The sequence below is a fragment of the Rhodococcus jostii NBRC 16295 genome (assembly GCF_001894825.1).
GTDB classification, from domain to species: domain Bacteria; phylum Actinomycetota; class Actinomycetes; order Mycobacteriales; family Mycobacteriaceae; genus Rhodococcus_F; species Rhodococcus_F jostii.
Genome location: NZ_BCWY01000003.1, coordinates 104,709 through 126,363 on the forward strand (window position 1 = coordinate 104,709; position 21,655 = coordinate 126,363).

The window sequence follows — 21,655 nt, forward strand, 5'->3', positions numbered from 1 at the left end:
ACCTGTGCGTCAATTGCGCCCGAGGCGCCTGTCGCCGGCACTCAGATCGACGAGGGAGCGTGTGGTGTCGTAACCGAGCCGCTCGAGTCGCGACGCCAGCGCCAGGAACACCTGCGCCGTGGTCACGGCATCGCCCAGCGCGTGGTGCGGATCGACGACCGGAAGGCCGAGCGTGTCGGCCAGCCATTCCAGGTTCGGCTCACGCCGGCGCTGTCGGGGCGCCACACCGACCGCACGGGCGAGGGCAGCGGTGTCGACGACCGCAGGCCGGAACTTCAGCCCGTTGTCCCGGAAGGCGCGGGAGAGGAAGGCCGTGTCGACCCAGGCCGCGTGGGCCACGAGGACGCGGTCGGTGAGGAGATGTCGCAGGACGCCGACGGCCTCGCTCAGCGGTGGGGCATCCGCGACATCCGCCTCCCTGAGCGTGTGGACGGCAACGGCCTCCGGTCGGATGTCGCACTCCGGGTGGACCAGTCCGTACACGCTCTCCGACGTGACGATGCGGCCGTGCCGGACGACGACCGCCCCGTACGACACGATGGTGTCCCGCACGAGATCCAGCCCGGTCGTCTCCAGATCGACGACCGCGAACTCGGTGTCCCGCCACGGACACTTCAGAGTGTCGGTGCGTCGGAACAACCGGTGTCCCCTCATGGAAGGCGTGCCACCCATTCGCTTTCCAACCGGTTCTGGACCTCGGCGACCGCACGGAACGACTCACGCAGATATCGGCGGGTCAGGGTGTCCAGTTGGTTGGGCGCGACCCACGTCGTCGCGGCGGTGCTGCCCTTGATGGCCTCGATCTCGCGGCCGAGGATCAATCCGTAGATGTATTCGAACGCCCGGACGAGTGTTTCCGTCTCGTCGGAGGTGAGGACATCGGCCTCCCGCCCGCGACGCAGTCGGGTGATGGTGGAGCCTCGATCGTCTCCGGTGACCACCGCGATCCACCGGCCCAGGGATGCGATCGGCACGAGTCCGCCCGCCTTGAGGTCGAGGTGGCCGCGGTTGGTGCCGGAATGCTCGACCACGAAGTTGCGTACGAACCCGACCGGGGGTCGTCGCGAGGTCGTGAAGCGCAGCAGGGCCGACAGATACTCGCGACTGCGAGTGGTGGCGAGCATGGCGTCGGACACCGACCGTCCGAGCGACACCCCGCTGACGGGTCTGCTGTCCGCGATCATCGACGACAGCAGCAGGGCGTTCTTCTGGGTGGGGTTCGTGATCCACGACGTCGCGGCGGCGACCGCGTCGGTCCGCGATCGCGCGAACAGCGGGTTGGTGGCGTTGGCGCCGTCGGCGCAGCGGGGCAGGCCGCAGCGTTCCATATTGTCCAGAACGCGCCCGGCCCAGTTCTGCAGTTTCCGCGCGGGCGAGTCCGCGCCGGGCAGGTCTTCCCAGACCAGCCCGGTATCGACGTCCGACTTCGGGAGGGGTTCGCGCCGGGCAACCGACCCGAGCAACAGCCACGACGTCCGGTGGGGGACGTGGTCGGCGCCGGTCTCGGTCAGTTCGACGAGTCGTTGGATGACCGAGTCGATCACGGCGGACATCAGACCGGCAACGTGCATGACGGACGCTCCGGTGTCGTACAACTCGATCCAGGTTCCGGGGAGCAGGTCGGCCGCCGACGCCAGTTCCTCCACCGTGCTCGCGTCGTCGATCGCCCGGCGGACGACCAGGGGATTGCGCACTTCGGCCGACGCGAGATCGACGACGCGGAGAATCCCGACCGGTCTCTCACTCGGACCCGTCACCACCAGATGGTGCACACCCGACTCGACCATCGTCAGGAAGGCATCGCCCACCAGTGTCTCCGCGGGGACGGACCGGGCGGGGAACGAGGCAATCGACGATGCCGGGGTGTGCGCGTCGACGTGTCCGTCGGCGAACGCGCGCCGGAAGTCGTTGTCGGTGACGATGCCGATCTCGCCGCGCCGGTCCATCAACGCGTAGGACTGGCCGGCCTCGGTGATCACGGACGCGGCCTCACCGACTGTCGCGTCGGCGGGACACCAGACCACCGGGCGCATCTGATGACGGGCCGCCCGCAACGATTGATCGACCAGTCCGGAACGGGCCAGTCGCTCCCGCGTGACGAGAGTGCCGTAGTGCCCGAACCGGAGCCGTTCCGGGTGGCGCAGCACGGGCCGCGGGTCCGGGAAGCGGTAACAGAGGGTGTCCTCCGAGGCGCGGATCGCGAGAGGCGGAGGCAGTCCGGACAGCACCGAGATCTGCCCGAAGGTTTCGCCGCGGCCGAGAAGATCGACGACCCGGCCGCGGTCGATCACCTCGACCTCCCCGGTGCGGACTACGTAGAAATGATCGAGTGGGGCCTCACCGGCCTCGACGATCCGAGCGCCGGTGACGAAGTACTCGACCTCCACCGTCCGCGCCAGGGCGTCGAGATCGGCCGACTCCAGCGCGTCGTACGGCGGCTGACCGCCGAGGAAATCGACGTACTCACGCATTCGACGGTTGAGTACCGTCGAATGCAGCGGTTGCAGCCGGGGCCGCGTCGGTCGAGCCGTGGACGTGCCGGTCGATCTCGCGGGTGATCGCCTCGAGGTCGCCGGAATCGATGATGGTGAGCAGGCGCTCGTGTTCTGCGACGACGTCGTGCAGGTCGGGGAAAGACTGATGATCTGCCGAGAGGAACAACTGGAGCTGGGATTCCCAGCTGCGCCACAGGTCCAGCAGGAGCGTGTGCTCGGACAGCTCGTAGATCACCCGATGGAAGCTCATGTGCGCGTCGACGGTCCGGGCCATGTCGCCGTCGTCGGCGCTGCGGGCCATGTCCTGGAGGGTCCGCACGATCCTGGTCCGGCCGGCCCCCGACAGTCGCGGCATCGCCAACTCGATCGCGTACGGTTCGAGCCGTTTGCGCAGGCTGGCGATCTCGGCCATGCCTTTTGCGCTGACCTCGGCGACGAACGCACCCTTGTAGGCGATCTTCACGACGAGGCCCTCGTCGGCGAGGATGCTCAACGCCTCGCGCAGCGGAGCCCGGCTCACACCCAGGTCGGCGGCGATGTGTGCTTCGCGGAGCTGACTGCCGGGTGCCAGGGTGCCGTCGAGGATCGCCGTGCGCAGGACGTTCGCCACGGTGCCCGGCGTGGTGCGCTGGTGGATTCGTCCGAGGGAGATGTCGCCGTCCTCGCGTCGACCCACATTCGATCCCGGGGGACGATTCGGTGACAGAGTCATCGGGTTGTCCTTTCTGATGACGGTTGATTCGACGTTGACCACGCCGGGAGCCTTTTGTCGACAGTAGATCAATACTGCTGAACTGTGGAGCGTCCGCGCTGCCTACTCGCCGTTCGCGGACACGTAGAAGTGGCCGCGTTCGAGTACCGGATCGAGTATTCCGGTGTCGAGTTCATTGGCCGCGTCCTCGAATCCGGCGGCGTCCCGGCGCTGTCCGGGATACCCGATCAGGGCTTTGACCTGGGGTGTCATGAAGTAGGCGCCGGCGAGGATCGAGGACAGCGGATCGAACGTGAACTTGTCCTCGGCCCACATTTTCTTGAGCTGTGCGCGCAGGTCGTCACCGTGGAGATCGGTTGCCTCGTCGATCGCCGAGAGGACCGCGTCGAAGACGTCGGCTCGGGCGGCGAGCGCCAGATTCAGGTACCGGAGGTAGTCGTCGGCCTCGCTGGCTGCGGGATTCTCGCCGGATGCGGGGATCAGGCAGTCCGCGATCCGGAGGAGCGTCACCAGTTCAGAGTCCGTGAGCGAGCGCGGCGGGGCCGTGTGCCTGCCCGGTACGGACAGTCGTCGCTTCGGTGTCGATTGCAGGTCGAGTGATGCGGTGCTCATGCCGTTGCCTTCCGTGCGTTGACGTCCTCGACGACCTTCTTGCCGACCCGCAGGGCGAGGGCGCTGATCGTGGAGGTCGGGTTTGCGGCTCCGGAGGTGACGAAGATGCTGCCGTCGGCGATGTAGAGGTTGTCGGCATCGTGGGCCCGGCCGTGCGAATCGACCACGGACGTCTTCGGGTCGTCGCCCATCCGGGCCGTCCCGAGAAGATGTCCCGGCTGGTCGACCCACAGTTCCTGGGTGAAGATCTGCTTCGCGCCTGCCGCCTCGTGGAGTTCGACCATGCGGTCGACGGTGTACTTCAGGATCTTCCGTGTGTTCTCGCTGACGCGGTACTCGACTTTCGGCGCCGGCAGACCGTCGGCATCGAACTCTTCGGTGGACAGGGTGACCCGGTTGTGTTCTTCGGGTAGATCCTCCACGTTGGCCGCCCAGAGGATTCCGTTGGACGACGCCCGCGCGACGTCGTGGATGGCCGGTCCCCACAGGTCGTCGAAATCGAGTTGCCGGTGGGTCTCGATCGTGTTCAACGGTCCAGGAGTCGGGAGGGCGTGGAGTTTGGCCCCGCGGACGAATCCGCGGGAGGTGTCCGTGTCGTAGAACTGCATCGAGTGGATGAGCTGTCCGGCCGGCCCGCGCCAGCTCTCCAGGTTGTCCTCGTAGTACCCGGTCGCGGTGCAGTTGGGGTGCAGCATCAGGTTCCGGCCGACCTGACCCGAGGAATTCGCGAGGCCGTGGGGATGCTTCTCGTCGGCCGAGAGCAGGAGGAGCCGCGGTGTGCCGATGCCGTTCGCGCAGATGACGACTGCATGCGCGGGCTGGAAATGGACGCCGCCGGTGCGGTCCACCCATTCGGCGCCCGTGGCGCGGCCGTCGGCGTCGGTGACGATCTTGCGGACGCGCGCACCGGTTTCCACTCGAGCGCCTGCCTGTTGCGCCTGCGGCATGTAGATCAGGTCGAAGGAGGCCTTCGCGCCCTGCGGACAGCCCCATTCGCAGACACCCCAGCGACCGCACTGCTCGAGCGTCTTGTTCTTCTGGCTGGGAATCGCGTTGGTGCCCGGCCACCAGTGCCAGCCGAGCTTGTTCGCCGCTTCGGCTGCTTTCATGCCGGGTTTGCCCAACGGGTGTGGCGGCAAGGGATATTCGAGACCCTCGGGGTAGGCGGTGTCGCCGTCCAGTCCGGAGACGCCGATGAATGCGTCGACCTCGTCGTGGTACGGCTCGAGGTCGTCGTAGCTGATGGGCCAGTCGTCCGCGACACCGTCGAGGGTCTTGACCCGGAAGTCCGAGGGCAGCAGGCGTGGCCATTCCGCGCCGTAGAAGATGGAACTTCCGCCGACGGCGTTGAACATCACGGGCCACATGTCGGACTCGGTCACGTCGACCGGGTAGTCGGAGGGCAGGGCGCGGACATTCGGATCGTGCGCCCAATCGTGCTGGATGAGCAGTTCCCACTCGGGATGGTTGGCGGGGAAGTCGCTGGGGTTGACCCAGTCACCCTGCTCGAGGCAGAGAGTGTTCAGTCCCGCCGTGGCGGCGGTGTGCGTGACCACCGCGCCGGACGGTCCCGCGCCGATCACCAACACGTCGACAACGTCGTGCTGGGTGACATCGGAGTCAGTGGAAGTCATCGTGGTCGACCTCATTTCGTCTAATTGTCGACATTACATCAATGGTGATGCGAGTCACGTCGGGTGTCAAATGGCAGTGCGGTGGGAGCCCGAGGCGGCAGGGCCCCCACCGCAGCACTGGGGGATCAGGCTCCGGCGAGGACGCCACCGTCGACGACGAATGCCGTCCCGGTGATGGCGGTGGAGTGATCCGACAGCAGGAAGGCGACGGAGTGTGCGATCTCGAGGGGAAGGATTGCGCGTCCGATCGGCTGGAAGTCGGGGAGTCCGGCCTCGAGTTCCTCGCGTCCGCCGAGCGCCGTGTAGTGCGGCACGTTCAGCGGGGTGTCGACGAAGCCGGGGCACAGGGTGTTGGCGCGGATGCCCTGGGCGCCGAAGTCCAGGGCGATGGCCTTGGTCAACGTGAGTACGGCACCCTTGCTCGCCGTGTAGGTGGTCAGCAGCTTCTCAGCGCCGATGGAGTTGATGGACCCGAAGTTGACGATCGACCCGCCGCCCACCTTCAGCATCTCGGGAATGGCGAACTTCGAACCCAGGAACACGCCCTTCACGTTGACGTCGAACGTCTTCTGGTAGTCCTCGACCGACGCGTCCAGAATGGTGCCGGGCTTGAGGATGCCGGCGTTGTTGACGATGCCGTCCAGCTTGCCGAACGTGGTCACCGTGAAGTCGACGAGGTCCTTGACCTGCTCTTCTTCGGTGACATCGACGACGCGGCCGATCAACCGATCGTCGTCGACCTTCAGCTGGGGCAGGCTGGACTCGGAGTGCACGGTGGCAACGACCTGTGCCCCCTCGTCGTGGAGGTGCAACGCCGTGGCGAGGCCGATGCCTCCACCTGCTCCCGTAACGATGACTGTCTTGCCCTGCAGCAGCTGGCCCATGGTGTTCTCCCTCGGGGGTCGTGGTGATGTGGAAGCGCGTAGACGCGGAAGCGATTGACTGGTTGTCGACAATCGACCAGATGAGTGTGCGCCCTTCCGGGGCGGTCGGTCAAGAGTCGAGCGGGATTCGTCGAGCGCTTGACTGCGGGGCGGAGGCGTCCTAGATTTCTAGTCGATTGTCGACTAGAGCACATTCTGTGCCTGACTGTTGCGTCCCACACCCCCACGCCATCGATCGAAGGACGAGTCTCATGACCCCGAAAGTCCGATTGCTGCACGAACGCCTGGCCGCCGTCGTGAGCCAGCTCCGGCACGGAGAGATGATCTACCTCGCGGACGCGGGTAGCGGCACCTCGTCGGCGAGCCTCGTGCCGCTGTCACCGGACGTCGAGACCATCGACCTCGGCATCGCGCCGGGATTACCGTCGGTCGGCGACCTGCTGTCGGTGCTGTGTGAGGTGGGTGATTTCGAAGCGGCAATCGTCACCGAGGACATGGTGACCGCCAACCCCGAAGCCCGGAAGTTCGTCTCCGAACTGGTCGGGGAGGAGAACGTTCACGAGATGCGGTACCTCCCCGAGTTCTACAATCTTCGCGACCGCGTGAAGGTCTTCGTCCAGACCGGCGACTACTCGGTGCACGGCAACGTCGTTCTCGTCGCCGGCTACCCGAGCCCGCCGATTCCGTTGAACTGGCTCACGTCGCCGACCTGGTTCGAGGACTTGCCGCCCGCACCGCCGTCGACCGGCCCGGGAAGTCCGGAGGCCTGACATGCCCTTCTTCGACGGCGTACGGAACAAGGTCTACTACCGGCGGTGGGAAGCGGCGCGGCCCTGGGCCCGAATCCTGCTCCTGCACGGATTCGGTGAGCACTCCGGTCATTATCACCGGCTCGCGGGGCAGCTGAACTCGGCCGGTCTGGACGTGTGGGCACCCGATCACCTCGGCCACGGTCACACCGGCGGACCGGGAGGATTCTTCCCGTCGGTGGACGAACTCGCTTCCAACGCAGGAGTTCTCGTCGAGATCATGAACGACGAAGAATCCGATCTTCCGGTGGTCGTCCTCGGTCACTCGCTCGGTGCGCTCACCGGTGCTCTCCTCTCGATCCGGACACCGTGGCTGCGGACAGGGTTGATCATGACGGGAGCACCCCTCTGGGGTCTGCCGCGTGAGGCGGAGGGCCGGACGGACCTCGTCATGGCGAAGGACCGGTCGTACCTCGACGCACTCGAGAACGATCCGCTCGGCTTCGACACCGCTCCCGCCGAACCGAACCTTTGGCAGGCGCTCACCGTGGCCGGAGGAAAGGTGCGGGCGTGTCTGCCGGCGCTGACGATGCCGATCCTGTTGGTCAACGGCGAATTCGACGTCTTCGCGACGCCCGACCGGGCCGCCGGATTCGCGCGCGAACTGCAGCACGGGCAGAGCCGTGTGGTCCCGGGCGGCTACCACGACATCCCGAACGACGTGGCGCACCGAGAGGTCGGTTCGCTGATGATCGAGGCGATCTCGGATTGGTGCCGCACCGTCCATCCGCTGCCGGCGGGAACGTCATGACCGGGCGGCTCCGTCTGTCGCAGTGCTTGTTCCGAAGTCCACGCCCCGAGCCGGTGACCGTCGACCTGTTGCCACCGAGCTCCGGCGAGGAACGGCGGCCGTTCCGCACGAGCGAGGGCAGACTGGTCCTGGAGTTCGGACTCAGCGCGCTTGTGGACCTCTAGATCTCGACTACCCATGCCATCGCGGGGTTTCGGCCCGCACCCAACGGAGGATTCGATGAGGAAGATCTTTCTGGCCTGCCCGTACAGCCACGCCGATCCGGCGGTGACACACGAACGCTTTCTCGCGGCCAACGAAGTGGCGGGACACATCGTCGAATCGGGCCACGCGGTGTTCAGTCAGGTGTCGATGTCCCACCCCGTCAATCTGACGTTCGCCGGGAAGGACAATGCGAAGATCGGCGCGCTGTGGGGACCCGTGGACGCGGTGTTCATGGACGCGATGGAGGAGCTGATCATCCTCGACCTCCCCGGATGGGATCGGAGTTCGGGGATCAGACGCGAGATCGAGTTCTTCGAGAGCCGGGGCCGCCGTGTGAGCGTGTGGTCCGAGGCGTCCACCGACTTCGTCGAGCGCGAAGGGTGCGGTTCGGGGTGTTCACCTATGGTGAGAAATGATGCGGGCCTTGGTAGGTCGACGAACTGACGGTTCGGTTGCCGAACTTGACCGGCGCGGATGAGGCTGCGCTGGCGGGGGAGTGGACTGCCTCACCGTCAGTGTCCGCACCGGAGGATCTGCACACCTGCGGCTGACGAGGAGCTTCTAGCCCGCTGTCGGAATTCGTCGACGCCAGTATTTTCCGTGCCCGTTCCGCGACGGGGAGGTCGACGAATTCACCTCCGGGCAGTCGGACTGCGGCTCCTCCGGCGTTCTCGAATGCCTCGACGACCTTTCGGGCCCAGTCGATGTCGTTCTGTCGCGGACTGAAGGTGGTGTGAATGGCCGGAAGCTGAGCGGGGTGGACGGCGGACTTGCCGAACAGGCCGAGGCCACGGCTGTGGGTGGCCTGGCGGACGAGTCCGTCGCTGTCGTGGATGTGCGGGTAGACGCTGTCGATCGGTGGTGCGATGCCGGCCGCGCGGGCGGCGACGACGAGGTGGGAGCGCACGTACTGCATGGGTGCGTCCCCTTCCCCGGTGCCGAGGTCTTTCTGCAGGTCGATACCGCCGAGGGCGATGTGCGTGACTGCGGGGTGCTCGGCGATCGCGAAGGCGTTGGCGACGCCTTTCGCGGTTTCGATAGCGCAGATCAAGGGCTTTCCGGGTGCCCGGTCCGCGACCCAGCGGATGTCGTCGAGTGTTTCGACCTTGGGGATGCGGATGCCGTGCGCGGACGTGGCGACGGCCCCTAGATCAGCGTCCGCCAATTCGGTCCCCGGCGCGTTGATCCGCACCCATGCGGTTCGGGTGGTGATGACGGATGCGACGTTCGCTCTCGCGGTCTCCTTCTCGGTAGGCGGTACCGCGTCTTCGAGGTCGAGGATGACGGCGTCCGCGCCGGCGTCGAATACCTTGCCGAGCAATTTTCGGTTGTGGCCGGGCGCGAACAAGTAGCTGCGGTCCATCACAGGACGCCCTTCTCGGTGAGTGCGGTCAGTCGGTCCGGTTCGATGCCGAGAGTGTCCTGGTAGAACTGCTCGTTGTCCTGGCCGAGTCGGCGGCCGGCGAAGTTGATCGCACCGGGTGTTCCGAGCATGCGGAGCATGAGGTTTTGCATCTTGATCGGGCCGAGGTCTTCGTCGTCGACGGTGGTGATGCAGTGGCGGTCGAGGACGTGCGGATCGTTCATCAGTTGCGCGACGTCGTAGATCGGTGCCAGTGCGGCGCCGACGCGTTCGAATTCGGCCGTGACTTCGTGCAGCGGTCTGTCGGCGATCCATTTCGCGACCGCTTCGTCGAGCAGGTCACCGTTGCGACTGCGTTCGCCGGCGGAGTCGAACCAGGGTTGTTCGACGATGTCGGGTCGGCCGACCAGGCGCATGACTCTTTCGGCGACGGAGGTGGCGCTCGCGGAGATGGCGACCCACTGCCCGTCCTTGGTGAGGTAGGTGTTGCGTGGGGCGTTGTTGGGGGAGCGGTTGCCGTTGCGGCCGGCGATGGTGCCGAGTTGGTCGTACGCGGTGGGTCCGGGACCGAGGATCCCCAGCAGTGGTTCGAGCAGTGACAGGTCGATGACTTGCCCCTTGCCGTCGCCGTCCGGGCCGTTGCGGTGCAGTAGCGCGGTCACCACGCCGAAGGCGCCGGCGAGTCCGGCGACACCGTCGGCGAGGCCGAAGGGTGGCAGCGTCGGCGGGCCGTCCTCGCTCCCGGTCTGGTGCGCGAATCCGCTCATCGCCTCGGCGAGGGTCCCGAACGCGCGGCGCTCGGCGTAGGGGCCGGATTGGCCGAAGCCGGTGACCCTCAACATCACTAGTCTCGGGTTGAGGTCGTGGAGGTGGTCCGGGCCGAGCCCCCACTTCTCGAGTACGCCGGGGCGGAAGTTCTCCACCAGCACGTCGGCATCGGCCACGAGTTCGCGGAGCATCTGCTGCCCCTCGGCGGTGCTGAGATTGAGGGTGATGCATGTCTTGTTCCGTGAGATGACCTTCCACCACAAACCGTGCCCGTCCTTCTGGGCTCCGTGTGTGCGGGCGGGATCGCCTGTGGGGTGCTCGATCTTGATCACGTCCGCCCCGTAGTCACCGAGCAGCATGGCGGTGATCGGTGCGGCGTAGACGGTACTGATGTCGAGGACTCGGATGCCGTGCAGCGGACCGCGCGCCGGAGTAGAGGTGCCGCCTGTGCTCTCGTCGGCCTGGTCGTCAGGCGGGCGGATGTCACTCGGGTGTGCAGTCATAGGCTGTCCTCGCGTGTTGGGGGGAAGCTATATGGGGTGCGGCGCGTCGCCGCGGACGAGTGCCGCCCGATAGGCGGGTGCCAGGTGTCCCGGCGCGGCCGAAAAATTGTCAGGGCGCCGCTGCCGCCACTTCAGACTGGCACCCACGCGGTTCAACTACAATCACGGGTATGTCGACAGGCATTAACTTCTTCTAAAGTTAGGAGGTGGGTCGGGTGCTGGACACGACCAGGATGTTCACGCTGCGCGAGGTCGCCGAGCACGGCTCGATCACCGCGGCAGCGGCGGCGCTCGGGTACACCACTTCGGCTGTCTCCCAACAAATCGCCAAGCTGGAGAAGGAGGCCGGGCAACCACTCCTCGAGCGGCACGCGCGAGGTATCGTGCTGACCGAGGCCGGGCGGTCGGTGGTCCGGCACACCGAACGCATCCTGATCGAACTCGAGGCCGCCAATGCCGAACTCGCGGAGATCAAGGGACTGCGGGCGGGTGTGCTGGCGCTCGGCACCTTCCCCACGGCCGGGTCGTCTCTGCTGCCACTCGTGGTCAAGGAGTTCAAGACTCGGCACCCGGGAGTCGAGTTGAAGGTGCTCAGTGGCCGGTTTGCATATTTGGTCGATGCGCTTCGCCGCCGGGAGACCGAACTGTCGCTGCTGTGGGACTACGAGTGGAACCGAGTGGATGACCCCACGTTGACGTACCACCACGTGATGAACGATCCGACCGTGCTGCTGGTGTCGGAACGGCACCGACTGGCCGACCGCGACTCGATCCGGATCGCCGAATTGCGCGACGAGTCGTGGGTGGTTCGCGCCGACGATCATCCGGTCGCACAAACCCTCGAAAAACTTTGTCAGCAAGGTGGTTTCACGCCACGCACGAGTGTCTTCGCGCACGACTACGGTGAGGTGCAGGCGATGGTCGCCGTCGAGCTCGGCGTGGCTATTGCTCCGCGACTGGCCGTGCTCAACCTTCGGCCCGACGTCCGGTCGATTCCCCTCGCTACCCGTCCGCCGCAACGGCGGATCCTGGTCGCGCATCTGACCGAGCGGCGGCTGAGCCCGGCCGCGCAGGAAGGAATCGCGGTGTGCGCTGCCGCCGCCCACCAGCTGCAGGAGGGCTTCGAAACCGGATAGGGGCGGTCAGCTTCGGCCGATTCCGAACGCGTCGGCAAGGTGGGTGATCTTCTCGGCCCGACCGAGCCGGGGCGGGTCGCTGCCGTCGCGGACAATCCGGCCGCGGGCTTCGAAATCGGCGAGAAACTCCCGCGCCCAGGTCACGTCCGAGGGCGTGGGGCTGACGGTCTCGTTGATTGCCGGTAGTTGTTCGGTGTCCAGACACAGCTTCCCGGTCAAACCGAGGGACACGGACACGGCGGACTGCTCACGCAGCACGGTGTGACTGTTGCTGACGGTGGGGCCGTCGATCGGTCCGGGCAGGTTGCCGATTCGGCTGGCGACCACCAGCCGGGAGCGGGGGTAGGCCATGGCGAGTTCGTCGGCACTGGTGCCGGTGTCGCGTCGGTAGTCGCCGCTGCCGAAGGCGAGCCGGAACACGCCGCGGGCGCGGGCGATATCACCGGCCTGGTCGATTCCGAGGGCGGATTCGACCAACGCGAGTACCGGGGTGGATCTGCCGAGTCGGTCGAAGGTTTCGGTGACATGTTCGGCGGCTTCGGCTTTCGCGAGCATCACGCCCGCCAGTCCGGGAAGCCCGGCGAGGCGATCGACGTCATCGCTCCAGTATGCCGAGGAGCGGTCGTTGATCCGCACCCAGGCCGAGGCGGTCTCCAGCCAGGCGGCGACATCTTCCCGTGCGCCGGACTTGAGTTGAGGATCGACGGCGTCCTCGATGTCGAGGACGATTTGGTCCGCGCAGGAGCGGTCGGCCGGATCGAACAGGTCGGACCGGGTGCCGTTGACCAGTAGCCAGGAGCGGGCGATCCGAGCATCGATTTCCCGACGTGCGATCGCCACGTTCTCCGGTGTTCGGATCCTCATCGCGCGGAGCCGACCAGTGCCGGAGCCGGCGCCGGGGCGGTGACGAACAGTTCCGCCGATGCGATGCGGCGGGCCGCCCGGTGCAGGGTGACCGATTCGAGGACCCCGTCGGCTGAGGTGGCGAGGTCGACGTCGAGTACCCCGGCGGGTGTTCCCACCCGCAGCGAACCGGGCCACCGTACCTGCGTGTTGTCGGTGACGACACCTCCGGTCACGGTGGACGCCGCGGCGACCGCGACCGCAGATGTGAGCCCGATTGCCGGGTGCGGGGCGAGCATGGACAGCATCCGGACCGAGACGTCGTAATCCTCGGCGCCGATGTCGACGCCGGCGCTGGTGCGGTAGTTTCTCGGCGGACCCACGACACCGACTTTCGGAATCGCGTGGGAGATGGGATCTCCCGGCATGCTCAGTCCCATCCGCAACGATGATTCCTGTCGCAGCCGGAGCAGCAACGGCAGGTGTTCGGCGATCGTCTGGTTGTCCTCCGCGCCGGTCAGGCCGAGGTCGGCGGCGTCGAACAGCGCCGCCGGGGCGCCGGCGACGACCATCGTGGCGTGATAGCTGCGGCCCGCGATCGTGACACGATCGATGGATGCGCCGGTGGGCAGCAGTGTGGCCGCGCCGCCGGCGAGACCGGTGAAGGTGAGCCCCACCGGGACACCCAACGCGCTGGTACCGGGCACGGCAGCGTCGCCTTCTGTGGGGATCATCCCGCCCGGGGTGGCGATCTCGGCGTTCAGGATCGCGCCGGTGTTCTGGTTCCGCATCCGCACGGTCGTCGTCGCGGAGTCGACCGGAACGAACCCGGACTGCAACGCGTACAACCCGATCGCGGTGGCGCAGTTGCCGCAGTTGCTGCCCCATTCGACCTTGCGGTCACCGATCGCGACCTGCGCGAACAAGTAGTCGACGTCGATGCCGGGCTCGCTGGAGCGCCGCACGATCGCCGCCTTCGACGTGGTCGAGCTGCCGCCGCCGACACCGTCGAGCTGACGCGGATCACCAGAGCCGAATGCCGACGTCAAGATGGCGTCCAGGCCGCCGGCCTGGGCAATGAGCGGATCGACGTCGAATGCGTTGAACAGCCAGCACTTGCTGGTGCCTCCCCGCATCCAGGTTCCATGAAGTGTGAACACGGTCCGGCCCACCTTTCGGGTTTGAAGAGTCTGTGAGGCACCGCTGGAGGCTCTGATCGGATGGGGAGCGTGCTTCCCAGCGGTGTCCCACTACCCACCCTGACCTACATCAGAGTGGAGAACAATGGCGAGTAAGTCGATGAGGGTTAACTTCCGTTAAACCCTCGCGGGTGCTGTTCGTGCGCTAGACCAGCGTCGGGACGACCACCAGCAGCAGCCAGCACAGCGCCGGCGCGATCGCGACCACGATGCCCGCGTTGAGCAGCAGCTGCTTGTAGAACCGGGGCCGCTCGATGTTCTGGGCGTTGGCGAGGACGAGCGCCCCGTTGGTCGAGAACGGGGAGACGTCGACCACGGTGGCGGAGATGGCGAGGGCGGCCACGACTCCGACGACCGGCAGCGCCCCGGTTTGCAGCAAAGGAAGCGCGAGCGGGATGACGGCGGTGAGCAGCGCGGTCGATGATGCGAACGCCGAGGTGACGCCGATGACGTAGCACAGGACGACGGCGACCAGCAGCGGTGCGCCGATGGTGATCGCCATCTCGGCGAGGTGGTCGATCGTGCCGATCTCTTCCATGAGCGAGATGTAGGTGACCATGCCGGCGACGAGCAGCACGGTGGACCAGCTGATACCGGCGATGGCCTCACTCTGTTTGGACAGGTCGGTGAAGGCGAGGATCGCACCGGCCGCGATGGCAACGAAGCTGATCGGCATATGCAGCACCAGGACCAGCACCAACACCGCGGCAATCAGGACCAGGGTGAGCTTCTGGACGCCGGTGACCGGCTGCACGTCGTGGTCGGTGACGACCTCGGTGCGCGGCGTCCGGATGAGGACCTGAGTACCGCCCCCACCGGACGATCCGCCGGCCGACGTTCCCCCGGGTCCCGCGGTGGGGGTGCTCAGCGCGCTCCCACCACCGTCGGAGTCGATGCCGGCGCTCGAGCCGGTGGCGGAGAACTCGAGGTTCCGTACCCGGGCAAGGACGGCGTAGCCGACCACTGTGAGGACCGAGAGCAGCAAATTGATGCCGTAGCTGGCGAAGAACAGGGTCCAGGGGGCGATCGTCAGGCCGCTCGACTCGACGATGTCGCGGACGAGGACACCGGAGACCGAGATTGGGGAGAACGCTCCGGCGTGCGCGCCGTTGATGGTCATGATGCCCATTACCAGCGGACTCATCCGGGCCCGGGCGGCGAACGACATCGCCGCCGGGGAGATCAATGCGACGGCCGCCGGGCTGAACGTGCCCAGGGCCGTGAGCACGGAGGCACAGAAGAAGAACACCCACGGGACGATCGTCACTCGTCCGCGAACGCCGCGTATGCAGGCGTTGACCAGGAGGTCGATGGTCCCGTTCTTCTTCGCCATACCGAAGAAGTAGGTGACGCCGATGATCGTCAGCACGATCGAACTGGGGAACTCGGCGAGGATTTCCTTGTCGTCGTAGCCGAGGAGGAACGCCCCCACGACGAAAGCGCCGATGAACCCCAATATGCCGATGTTGATGGGGAAGAAGGTGGCTATCACGAACATTGCCACCAACGCGATCAGTGGCAGTATCTCGATGGAAGTCATGGGCGTTCTTTCGGTTCGCTGCGGGGCGGGTCGAACGGCGCCTGGTCGGCGGCCGGTCGCGACGGACAGACGTGAATATGGGGCGGAATCACGCGACGTAGATCGGGAGCTGTCACTCCCGCAGGCGCTGTGCGCGGTGCACTCCGCCGCCCGAGGTGACTGTCGACGGCGTCGGCCGCCCACCCCGCACCGGGTTGCAGTACCTCATCGATGCCGGCCGACGGGAGCCGCAGTGAGCGCACTGGGCGACCGACAGGATCGACAGGGCGATTCGGTGCTGTGGTCCCGGGTGGTGAGGGAGCTGCGATCGTCTGCATGTCACATCCTTCGCTTGATCATTACCCAGATCACACTATGAGCGGGTTATGTTTATGACAATGTCGTATTTCTACGGCGGGGTTTAGCAAGATTAAAGGCTTGTGAGAGGTATCGATGCGCAACTCGTTCGATGTAGTGACACTGTTCCTGCTCCTCGACATCGCCGAGGCCGGATCCCTCACCGGCGGCGCCGAACGTGCCAACGTCACGCCATCCGCCGCGTCGCAACGCATCGCCAAGTTGGAACAGGAGATCCGGCAGCCGGTACTGACCCGCCTGCCTCGCGGCGTCCGGTTGACGGAGGCCGGTGAAATTCTCGTCACGCGTGCGCGGCTGTTCCGCCAGGAAATGCGCGCTGCCCGTGGTGACTTGGAAGCTCTGCTGGGGCTCGAGCGCGGCACCGTCCGACTCGGCTCCTTCCCGACCGTCAGCGCCTCACTGCTCTCGGACGCGCTGAAGGACTATCACGCCCGCTGGCCCGGCATCGACGTGCGCGTCCAATCCGCGGTCCGCCCGCGACTGTTGGAAATGCTCCATTCGAGCGAGGTCGAAATGGCGTTGCTCTGGAGTTACGACTGGACCGAGGAGACTGAGAAATCCCTGGCCCTCATACCGCTGATGGAGGACGAAACGGTCCTGCTCGTCCCGCTTGACGGGCCATACATCGACAATGTCGCGGTGGCATCGCTGCGATCGGCGAAGTGGATCATCCGCAACGCAGACCACCCGGCCGCCGAAGTGCTTTACCGTAGCTGCGAGACGGCAGGGTTCACCCCGAACGTCGTCTACGAGGCCCATGACTACCAAGAGATCGAAGCGATGGTCGCCGCGGGGGTGGGCATCGCCATGGTTCCGCGTCTGGCCGTCGCACACCATCGCCCGGACGTCCACGCTGTGCGATTTCTTCCCACCGACCGTGTTCCGACACGATCGATTTACATCGCTTCGCTCGCGCGTCGGCAGTACACCCCGAGCATGCACGCCGTCTCCCGGGCACTGCACGACGCCGCCGACACCATCACCGCGCGACGCTGACTTTCGTCTCCGCCCTGGCGTGAGGACAGCTATAGATGGCATCCGGCTGCGATCGTCCCCCACAGTGAGGGTGGTCAGCTCAATGGGGAAGACGCCGACGGGCGTGCGCCTCACCGTCCGCCGAGGTGCCTCCGACCGCCACGCCCACAATTTCCGCCATGGGTCGGAAGCATCGAGGCAGTTAGCCGGCCGGGTCAGGCCGTCGTGGGAATGGTGATTTCCGCTCTGCCGTCGAGGGCAGAGAGTAGATGGTGGTTGCGGGTCATGGCCACCGGATCGGTGGCCGCCACCGCGGTGGAGTCGCCGGAGTCTGGCATGAATGCCGCCACGTCATCATGGGGCCCGGAAGAAAACTCCAAGGTGTCAAGGTGGCACTTTCTTCGAACTATTTTGTGACGAAGGTGGTTGTCGTACCGAACATTTAGTGAAGTCAGCCTCGGATGTCGAAAATGTCGGGCTACACCGGTTTGCCAGTGGCGCTGCGCAGCAGCGACGTCTGTCCGGCAAGGGATCCGCATCCGGCCTCGGCGACGGCGAGGCGCACGCACGGGTGCCACTCACGGAGCCGATGCAGGAGACGGCTGTTCCGGTTTGTCCTCGAGGGGAATTCAGCCTTCCCCGCCCCGGATGCGGGCGAGGGGACATGTCATCTGCCCAGGTCGTGCCCTGTCTGGTGCCGGCCGGCGCGCTTGGGCCCGGGGATCGGGCGCGCACCTGGACCGACACCCCCGGGGCATGAACGACCACCGGGGGCCCTGCGTCCTTCCTTGGCAAGACCCGGTGCGTGTGAGAACGCTACGGGCCTCGGCGTGACGGTAACCAGAGTGTTGTTACGAACCTCAGGCGGTGGGAGTGGTGGGGAGCCAGTTGTAGTTCTGCTCGTTCCAGAATCCACATCGATGGTCGGCCAGGTACTGCTCCGTGCTGACGGTGCGTGTGTTGGTGCCTGAATCCAGAACCATGATTTTGCCGTCACCGATCGCCGGCCACTCGGGCTGAGTGGAAGCAGTGGGACTGCCGTGCGCGGCGAATCCTGCCCAATAGGCCATCATCGTTTGCGACAATTGCTGCTGTTCTGGAGTGAACCGCGTCGCCAATTCCCCGCCCCACAGGTACGGCAGCTGGGTGGAATGCGCTGCTCCGACGTTGAAATCGGGGAGTGTGGTTTCGCGTGTGGGTGCGTGCTCGTCGTCGAACCTGTAGAAGAAGACTCGTGGCTGGTGGACAGCAATTTCGTTCGCCAGCGTCAGGTATCGGCATCCTCCGAGCCCGTAGAACACACTGCTGTCATTCCATATCGTACTGAGTGCGTAGGCCGCACCGTAGGGACTCGGGAATGACGAGTATGGGTACTGGTCGGCGACAGCTTGTGCAAGTGGTCCGAATTCTTCTTGCAGTTCCTGCTTGTATCGGTCCTCAGTCATATTTGCGAAAGGGATTGCCCAGCCGCGAGTTTCATCGCGTGTCTCCCCGATCATGATGGGGACGTCGTTGAACGAACCCGACTCGATCGCCGCGTCCGGTGCTATCGGAAGTTCGGGACCCCCGACGATGGGCAGAGGGCCTGTGAGGATTCCCCCGAAATTCGCGCTCGCTGCGAGAAGTTCTTCGCCTGATCTGGATCGTAGGCAATGGGCAATGTCGCCGGGTTCGGAGCAGCCTGTCGATACTGCGAACGAAACGGTGTCAGCCTGAGCTTCTTCAGTTGAGTGGCTTGGGCATCCGCCGCTTTGGATGATCGCGCCCTGAAACAGACCCGTCGCTGTCGGCGAAGCGAGTTGGGCGCACACCGAGTGTCCTCCGGCAGATTGGCCCACAATTGTGACTTGACTGGGGTCGCCGCCAAAGCTCGCGATGTTCTCTTGAACCCAGCGCAGGGCTGCTTGCTGATCCAGGAGTCCAAAGTTGCCTGCGGTGCCGTCATCGACTCCAGGTAGCTGGAGGAAACCGAAGGCGCCGAGTCGGTAGTTGATGGTGACGACGACTGTGTTGAACTTTTCCGCGATTTGTGACCCATCTGATTGGCTTCCCGAACCACTCATGAAGCCACCTCCGTGAATCCAGAACAGGACCGGGAGGGGCCCTCGGGATCGTTCGGCGGGTGTATAGACGTTCAGATACAGACAATCTTCGCCATAGGACACATCGTCGCTGCCACCGCTCACCGGTTGATAGCACCTCGGGCCGAATTCCGCTGCTGAACGGATGCCGTCCCACGTCGGCGTCGGTGCGGGAGGCTCCCACCGCAGAGCGCCGACAGGTGGGGCCGCATACGGCATGCCGAGGAACTGGTCCACCTGTCCAGTCGATATCCCCTCCACGTCACCAGTTTTCGTTGGGACAACCAACGAATGACTGTCCGATTCTGCCTGTGAACGTGAAGCTGCATGCTCGGGCCCCGCATCTGTGCCGCAACCTGCCAGAGCCGCCGTCAATGCCAGCACGATAGTTGTTTTCGCGAACAGTCGCGTTCTAACGCCCACCCAAATCTCCTTGGATTGTCAGATGATTCCCTGGTCGAACGAAATGAAGGCGCCGATGTCGCCACCGGCGAGTAGGGCGGGTTGCTCGGGAGGGCTGGTGCCGATCATTTTCACGGCGGCAGGCTCGCCCCGAGACTTCGCAGGTACAGGAAGGCTTGGAGCCCTCGCCGATGGCAGCCAAGTATCTGCAGGTGAGGCATACGGCGCATCAAGGCCGTCCCGGTAGACGGACCCGAAAGGCTGACCTGCATGAATGTGGGAGATCTGTGAAAGGCGTAGTCGGCGTTGACTACCGCACGCCAGCGTCCTGGCGAGACATCCCCAATTCTCGGCCGTCGAGCCGGAGAGTCATGCGAAGCGGTGGAATACTTCGCGTGCGTGCAATCCCGTTTCGTCTCGCGGGTTCGCCTACCGGACCGCTGGGGGTGTGCCGGGGCGCGCGCAAACTGATACTCGAATTCTCAGTTCCAGTCGACCGACCCCATGGAGTACAGATGACGCCTTCCTTCCCTCCGCTCGCCGCGTCGGTGCATGCCGCTGTGGCCGACGCCGTGGCGGTCGTGCGTATCGAGCGACCGCCGGCCAACGCTTTCGATCCTGCGCTGATCGCGGAATTGCTCGACACCCTGAAGCCGCTGGCGGCGAACACCGACGTGCGGTGCATCGTGCTGCGCGGAACGGGACGCTTCTTCGTGGCCGGCGCCGACATCCGAGTGATGCGTGAACTGTCGGAGGAGACGCAGCACGCGATGCGGCCCTGGATCGAGGTGCAGCAGGTCCTCGAGACCACTCCGAAACCCGTGCTGGCAGCCCTCAACGGACACGCACTCGGCGGCGGAGCGGAGTTGTCACTGGCCTGTGACGTGCGGGTGATGGCGGCGTCGGCGTCGATCGGGTTCCCGGAAATCGGTCTCGGACTGTTTCCCGGGGCCGGCGGCAGTCAGCGCTTGCCCCGCTTGCTCGGCGCGCATCGCGCGAAGCTCCTCATGATGGAGGGTCGGCGCCTGTCCGCCGACGAGGCCCTGCAGATCGGCTTGGTGGACGAGGTGGTACCCGACGACGAATTCGACGCGCGGATCGACCGTATCGCCGCCGAATGGGCGGCGAGACCGACTGCCGCAATCGGCCTCCTCAAGCGGGTGGTCGAAGCGGGGCGGACACTCCCACTCGATCAGGCACTGGACGCGGAGTTTGCAGGTGTCCTCGACCTCATTCGCACGGCCGACGCCGCCGAGGGTCTCCAGGCCTTCCTCGACAAGCGACCGCCGCGTTTCACTGGTCGCTGACCCTGCTCGCCACCTCACCCGAAGGATGCTCATGACACACTCGATCGGACGGCGAGCGTTTCTCGCCGTCGCGGCACTGGCGGCCCTCACCGTCGCCTCGACGTCCTGTACCCGGCCCGCGACCGAAGCAGCGCAGGGGAGCGGGCTGATCCGCATCTCCGTGGGCGTCGACCCGTCGTACGCGCCGATTTTCCTCGCCGATGCCGAGGGCATGTTCGACGACGCCGGACTGGACGTTCAGGTGATGCAGACCGAAGGCGGAGCGGCCGGCGCGCAGAACGTCGTGGCAGGGACATCGGAATTGTCCGGCAATGCCGACTCCACGGCGCTCACTGTCATGGCCGCGAATCCGTCGCTGCGCGCGCTCGGTGTGTTCGAGGATTCGGACCGCTATTTCCAGGTGGTCCTCCGCGAGGGTGTAGAGCCCAAGGACATCGAGACGATGGGTGTGTTCCCCGGTATCGGGCTCTACTTCACCGACTTGTATCTGCGGAGCCTCGGTCGAGATCCGGCGTCGGTCAAGCTCGTGAACACCAGTCCACCCGAGCAACCGGCGCTGCTCGCCCGCGGTGACATCGACGGATTCCTGTCGTTCGATCCGTGGGTGGAGCAGGCCGTGGCGACAGGTGGTCGTGTCGTCGCGACGACCGGTGACTTCGGAGCCAAGTATTCACAGTGGATCCTGGCGTCCAATTCCTGGTTGTCGGCGAACGAGGACGTCGCGGCCCGGGTGTTCGACGTGATCGCCGAGGCCGCTGCAATCGCCGATGCCGACCCGGACCGGGCCGCCAAGGCGATCTCCGACTCGATCCAGATGGATCCGGCCGAGGCCCGTCGGACCGTCTCCCAGATCGACTTCGGGGTGCGCGACTTCACGGACGACGACGTGGCACGCGCGAATCAACTGGTCACCTTCTTCCGAGGCCAGGGCAAGATCACAGGGGAAGTCGATACCTCGAGCGTTCTGCTTCGTGGGTGGGTCACAGACCACCTGAACCAACCCCCGGCCTGACGCTCGGCGACGACGCGTCCGTCCGGTTCGGTCAGCGGAACAGATCGATTCACTGGTACGGGACCGCG

19 protein-coding genes and 1 pseudogene are annotated in these 21,655 nt (G+C 65.7%); 7 read left to right on the forward strand and 13 right to left on the reverse strand.

All coding sequences use genetic code 11. The features are described from left to right. Positions 1-9: 9 nt before the first annotated feature. From RJ1_RS03215 to RJ1_RS03240, 6 genes are all read right to left on the reverse strand, one after another. Entirely contained in the window at positions 10-672 is a 663-nt protein-coding gene (locus tag RJ1_RS03215; protein ID WP_073358454.1) for an exonuclease domain-containing protein, read from the reverse strand. After that, on the reverse strand, positions 651-2,471 hold the full coding sequence (locus tag RJ1_RS03220) for a putative nucleotidyltransferase substrate binding domain-containing protein (protein WP_073358455.1): 1,821 nt from the start codon (positions 2,469-2,471) through the stop codon (positions 651-653). The genes RJ1_RS03215 and RJ1_RS03220 overlap by 22 nt, the downstream gene beginning before the upstream one ends. Then, positions 2,464-3,249: a GntR family transcriptional regulator gene (locus RJ1_RS03225; RefSeq protein ID WP_073358456.1), complete on the reverse strand. Its 786-nt coding sequence runs from the start codon at positions 3,247-3,249 to the stop codon at positions 2,464-2,466. The genes RJ1_RS03220 and RJ1_RS03225 overlap by 8 nt, the downstream gene beginning before the upstream one ends. 60 nt (positions 3,250-3,309) lie before the next feature. After that, on the reverse strand, positions 3,310-3,819 hold the full coding sequence (locus RJ1_RS03230; protein WP_073358457.1) for a hypothetical protein: 510 nt from the start codon (positions 3,817-3,819) through the stop codon (positions 3,310-3,312). Continuing rightward, positions 3,816-5,453, reverse strand: coding sequence for a GMC family oxidoreductase (locus tag RJ1_RS03235; RefSeq protein ID WP_073358458.1), 1,638 nt, complete (start codon positions 5,451-5,453; stop codon positions 3,816-3,818). The genes RJ1_RS03230 and RJ1_RS03235 overlap by 4 nt, the downstream gene beginning before the upstream one ends. 125 nt (positions 5,454-5,578) lie before the next feature. Further along, the gene (locus RJ1_RS03240; RefSeq protein WP_073358459.1) at positions 5,579-6,337 is read right to left on the reverse strand and encodes an SDR family NAD(P)-dependent oxidoreductase; all 759 of its coding nucleotides are present in this window, start codon (positions 6,335-6,337) and stop codon (positions 5,579-5,581) included. A 251-nt stretch (positions 6,338-6,588) separates the two neighbouring features. Here RJ1_RS03240 and RJ1_RS03245 point away from each other — a divergent pair, with 251 nt between their 5' ends. The 3 genes from RJ1_RS03245 (at position 6,589) to RJ1_RS03255 (ending at position 8,545) form a co-directional block, all read left to right on the forward strand. Then, positions 6,589-7,107 (forward strand): RbsD/FucU domain-containing protein, encoded by a 519-nt coding sequence (locus RJ1_RS03245; RefSeq protein WP_073358460.1) that lies wholly within the window; start codon positions 6,589-6,591, stop codon positions 7,105-7,107. A gap of 1 nt (position 7,108) precedes the next feature. After that, the gene (locus RJ1_RS03250; RefSeq protein WP_073358461.1) at positions 7,109-7,897 is read left to right on the forward strand and encodes an alpha/beta hydrolase; all 789 of its coding nucleotides are present in this window, start codon (positions 7,109-7,111) and stop codon (positions 7,895-7,897) included. Positions 7,898-8,116: 219 nt separating this feature from the next. Beyond that, the gene (locus RJ1_RS03255; protein ID WP_083400535.1) at positions 8,117-8,545 is read left to right on the forward strand and encodes a DUF1937 family protein; all 429 of its coding nucleotides are present in this window, start codon (positions 8,117-8,119) and stop codon (positions 8,543-8,545) included. A gap of 145 nt (positions 8,546-8,690) precedes the next feature. On the opposite strand, the pseudogene RJ1_RS03260 reads toward RJ1_RS03255, so the two are convergent. Further along, positions 8,691-9,464, reverse strand: a pseudogene (locus RJ1_RS03260) (HpcH/HpaI aldolase/citrate lyase family protein); the annotation flags it as partial. Beyond that, complete coding sequence (locus tag RJ1_RS03265) at positions 9,464-10,735, reverse strand: CaiB/BaiF CoA transferase family protein (protein ID WP_073358462.1); 1,272 nt, start codon at positions 10,733-10,735, stop codon at positions 9,464-9,466. The pseudogene RJ1_RS03260 and the gene RJ1_RS03265, both read right to left, overlap by 1 nt. 215 nt (positions 10,736-10,950) lie before the next feature. On the opposite strand from RJ1_RS03265, the gene RJ1_RS03270 reads away from it, so the two are divergent. Further along, entirely contained in the window at positions 10,951-11,871 is a 921-nt protein-coding gene (locus tag RJ1_RS03270) for a LysR family transcriptional regulator (protein WP_073358676.1), read from the forward strand. Between the two features lie 6 nt (positions 11,872-11,877). Here RJ1_RS03270 and RJ1_RS03275 read toward each other — a convergent pair whose 3' ends face one another. The 3 genes from RJ1_RS03275 to RJ1_RS03285 all read right to left on the reverse strand — a co-directional run bounded on the left by RJ1_RS03275 (position 11,878) and on the right by RJ1_RS03285 (position 15,453). Next, on the reverse strand, positions 11,878-12,735 hold the full coding sequence (locus RJ1_RS03275) for an HpcH/HpaI aldolase/citrate lyase family protein (protein ID WP_073358463.1): 858 nt from the start codon (positions 12,733-12,735) through the stop codon (positions 11,878-11,880). Further along, positions 12,732-13,850 carry a PrpF domain-containing protein gene (locus RJ1_RS03280; protein WP_083400534.1) on the reverse strand — a complete coding sequence of 373 codons (1,119 nt, stop codon included), beginning with the start codon at positions 13,848-13,850 and terminating at the stop codon, positions 12,732-12,734. Before RJ1_RS03280 ends, RJ1_RS03275 begins: the two co-directional genes overlap by 4 nt. Before the next feature lie 208 nt (positions 13,851-14,058). Beyond that, positions 14,059-15,453 (reverse strand): SLC13 family permease, encoded by a 1,395-nt coding sequence (locus RJ1_RS03285; RefSeq protein WP_073358464.1) that lies wholly within the window; start codon positions 15,451-15,453, stop codon positions 14,059-14,061. A gap of 432 nt (positions 15,454-15,885) precedes the next feature. Here RJ1_RS03285 and RJ1_RS03295 point away from each other — a divergent pair, with 432 nt between their 5' ends. Further along, positions 15,886-16,806 carry a LysR family transcriptional regulator gene (locus RJ1_RS03295; RefSeq protein ID WP_073358466.1) on the forward strand — a complete coding sequence of 307 codons (921 nt, stop codon included), beginning with the start codon at positions 15,886-15,888 and terminating at the stop codon, positions 16,804-16,806. Positions 16,807-17,000: 194 nt separating this feature from the next. On the opposite strand, the gene RJ1_RS47495 is transcribed toward RJ1_RS03295, so the two are convergent. Both RJ1_RS47495 and RJ1_RS03300 read right to left on the reverse strand, forming a co-directional pair. Continuing rightward, complete coding sequence (locus RJ1_RS47495) at positions 17,001-17,123, reverse strand: hypothetical protein (RefSeq protein ID WP_255284865.1); 123 nt, start codon at positions 17,121-17,123, stop codon at positions 17,001-17,003. A gap of 522 nt (positions 17,124-17,645) precedes the next feature. Beyond that, complete coding sequence (locus RJ1_RS03300; protein WP_162850342.1) at positions 17,646-19,289, reverse strand: carboxylesterase/lipase family protein; 1,644 nt, start codon at positions 19,287-19,289, stop codon at positions 17,646-17,648. A 494-nt stretch (positions 19,290-19,783) separates the two neighbouring features. On the opposite strand from RJ1_RS03300, the gene RJ1_RS03305 reads away from it, so the two are divergent. After that, positions 19,784-20,575, forward strand: a complete 792-nt coding sequence (locus tag RJ1_RS03305; protein ID WP_073358468.1) for an enoyl-CoA hydratase/isomerase family protein — start codon at positions 19,784-19,786, stop codon at positions 20,573-20,575. Positions 20,576-20,606: 31 nt separating this feature from the next. Further along, positions 20,607-21,587 carry an ABC transporter substrate-binding protein gene (locus RJ1_RS03310; RefSeq protein ID WP_073358469.1) on the forward strand — a complete coding sequence of 327 codons (981 nt, stop codon included), beginning with the start codon at positions 20,607-20,609 and terminating at the stop codon, positions 21,585-21,587. Positions 21,588-21,655: the final 68 nt, after the last annotated feature.

What these genes read in the sequence shown, in the direction of transcription:
- RJ1_RS03235 (WP_073358458.1), bottom strand. Translation starts at nt 5,453, where the DNA reads ATGACTTCCACTGACTCCGATGTCACCCAGCACGACGTTGTCGACGTG.
- RJ1_RS03310 (WP_073358469.1), top strand. Translation starts at nt 20,607, where the DNA reads ATGACACACTCGATCGGACGGCGAGCGTTTCTCGCCGTCGCGGCACTG.
- RJ1_RS03215 (WP_073358454.1), bottom strand. Translation starts at nt 672, where the DNA reads ATGGGTGGCACGCCTTCCATGAGGGGACACCGGTTGTTCCGACGCACC.
- RJ1_RS03220 (WP_073358455.1), bottom strand. Translation starts at nt 2,471, where the DNA reads ATGCGTGAGTACGTCGATTTCCTCGGCGGTCAGCCGCCGTACGACGCG.
- RJ1_RS03230 (WP_073358457.1), bottom strand. Translation starts at nt 3,819, where the DNA reads ATGAGCACCGCATCACTCGACCTGCAATCGACACCGAAGCGACGACTG.
- RJ1_RS03265 (WP_073358462.1), bottom strand. Translation starts at nt 10,735, where the DNA reads ATGACTGCACACCCGAGTGACATCCGCCCGCCTGACGACCAGGCCGAC.
- RJ1_RS03305 (WP_073358468.1), top strand. Translation starts at nt 19,784, where the DNA reads ATGACGCCTTCCTTCCCTCCGCTCGCCGCGTCGGTGCATGCCGCTGTG.
- RJ1_RS03240 (WP_073358459.1), bottom strand. Translation starts at nt 6,337, where the DNA reads ATGGGCCAGCTGCTGCAGGGCAAGACAGTCATCGTTACGGGAGCAGGT.
- RJ1_RS03250 (WP_073358461.1), top strand. Translation starts at nt 7,109, where the DNA reads ATGCCCTTCTTCGACGGCGTACGGAACAAGGTCTACTACCGGCGGTGG.
- RJ1_RS03245 (WP_073358460.1), top strand. Translation starts at nt 6,589, where the DNA reads ATGACCCCGAAAGTCCGATTGCTGCACGAACGCCTGGCCGCCGTCGTG.
- RJ1_RS03285 (WP_073358464.1), bottom strand. Translation starts at nt 15,453, where the DNA reads ATGACTTCCATCGAGATACTGCCACTGATCGCGTTGGTGGCAATGTTC.
- RJ1_RS47495 (WP_255284865.1), bottom strand. Translation starts at nt 17,123, where the DNA reads ATGCCAGACTCCGGCGACTCCACCGCGGTGGCGGCCACCGATCCGGTG.
- RJ1_RS03275 (WP_073358463.1), bottom strand. Translation starts at nt 12,735, where the DNA reads ATGAGGATCCGAACACCGGAGAACGTGGCGATCGCACGTCGGGAAATC.
- RJ1_RS03255 (WP_083400535.1), top strand. Translation starts at nt 8,117, where the DNA reads ATGAGGAAGATCTTTCTGGCCTGCCCGTACAGCCACGCCGATCCGGCG.
- RJ1_RS03295 (WP_073358466.1), top strand. Translation starts at nt 15,886, where the DNA reads ATGCGCAACTCGTTCGATGTAGTGACACTGTTCCTGCTCCTCGACATC.
- RJ1_RS03280 (WP_083400534.1), bottom strand. Translation starts at nt 13,850, where the DNA reads ATGCGGGGAGGCACCAGCAAGTGCTGGCTGTTCAACGCATTCGACGTC.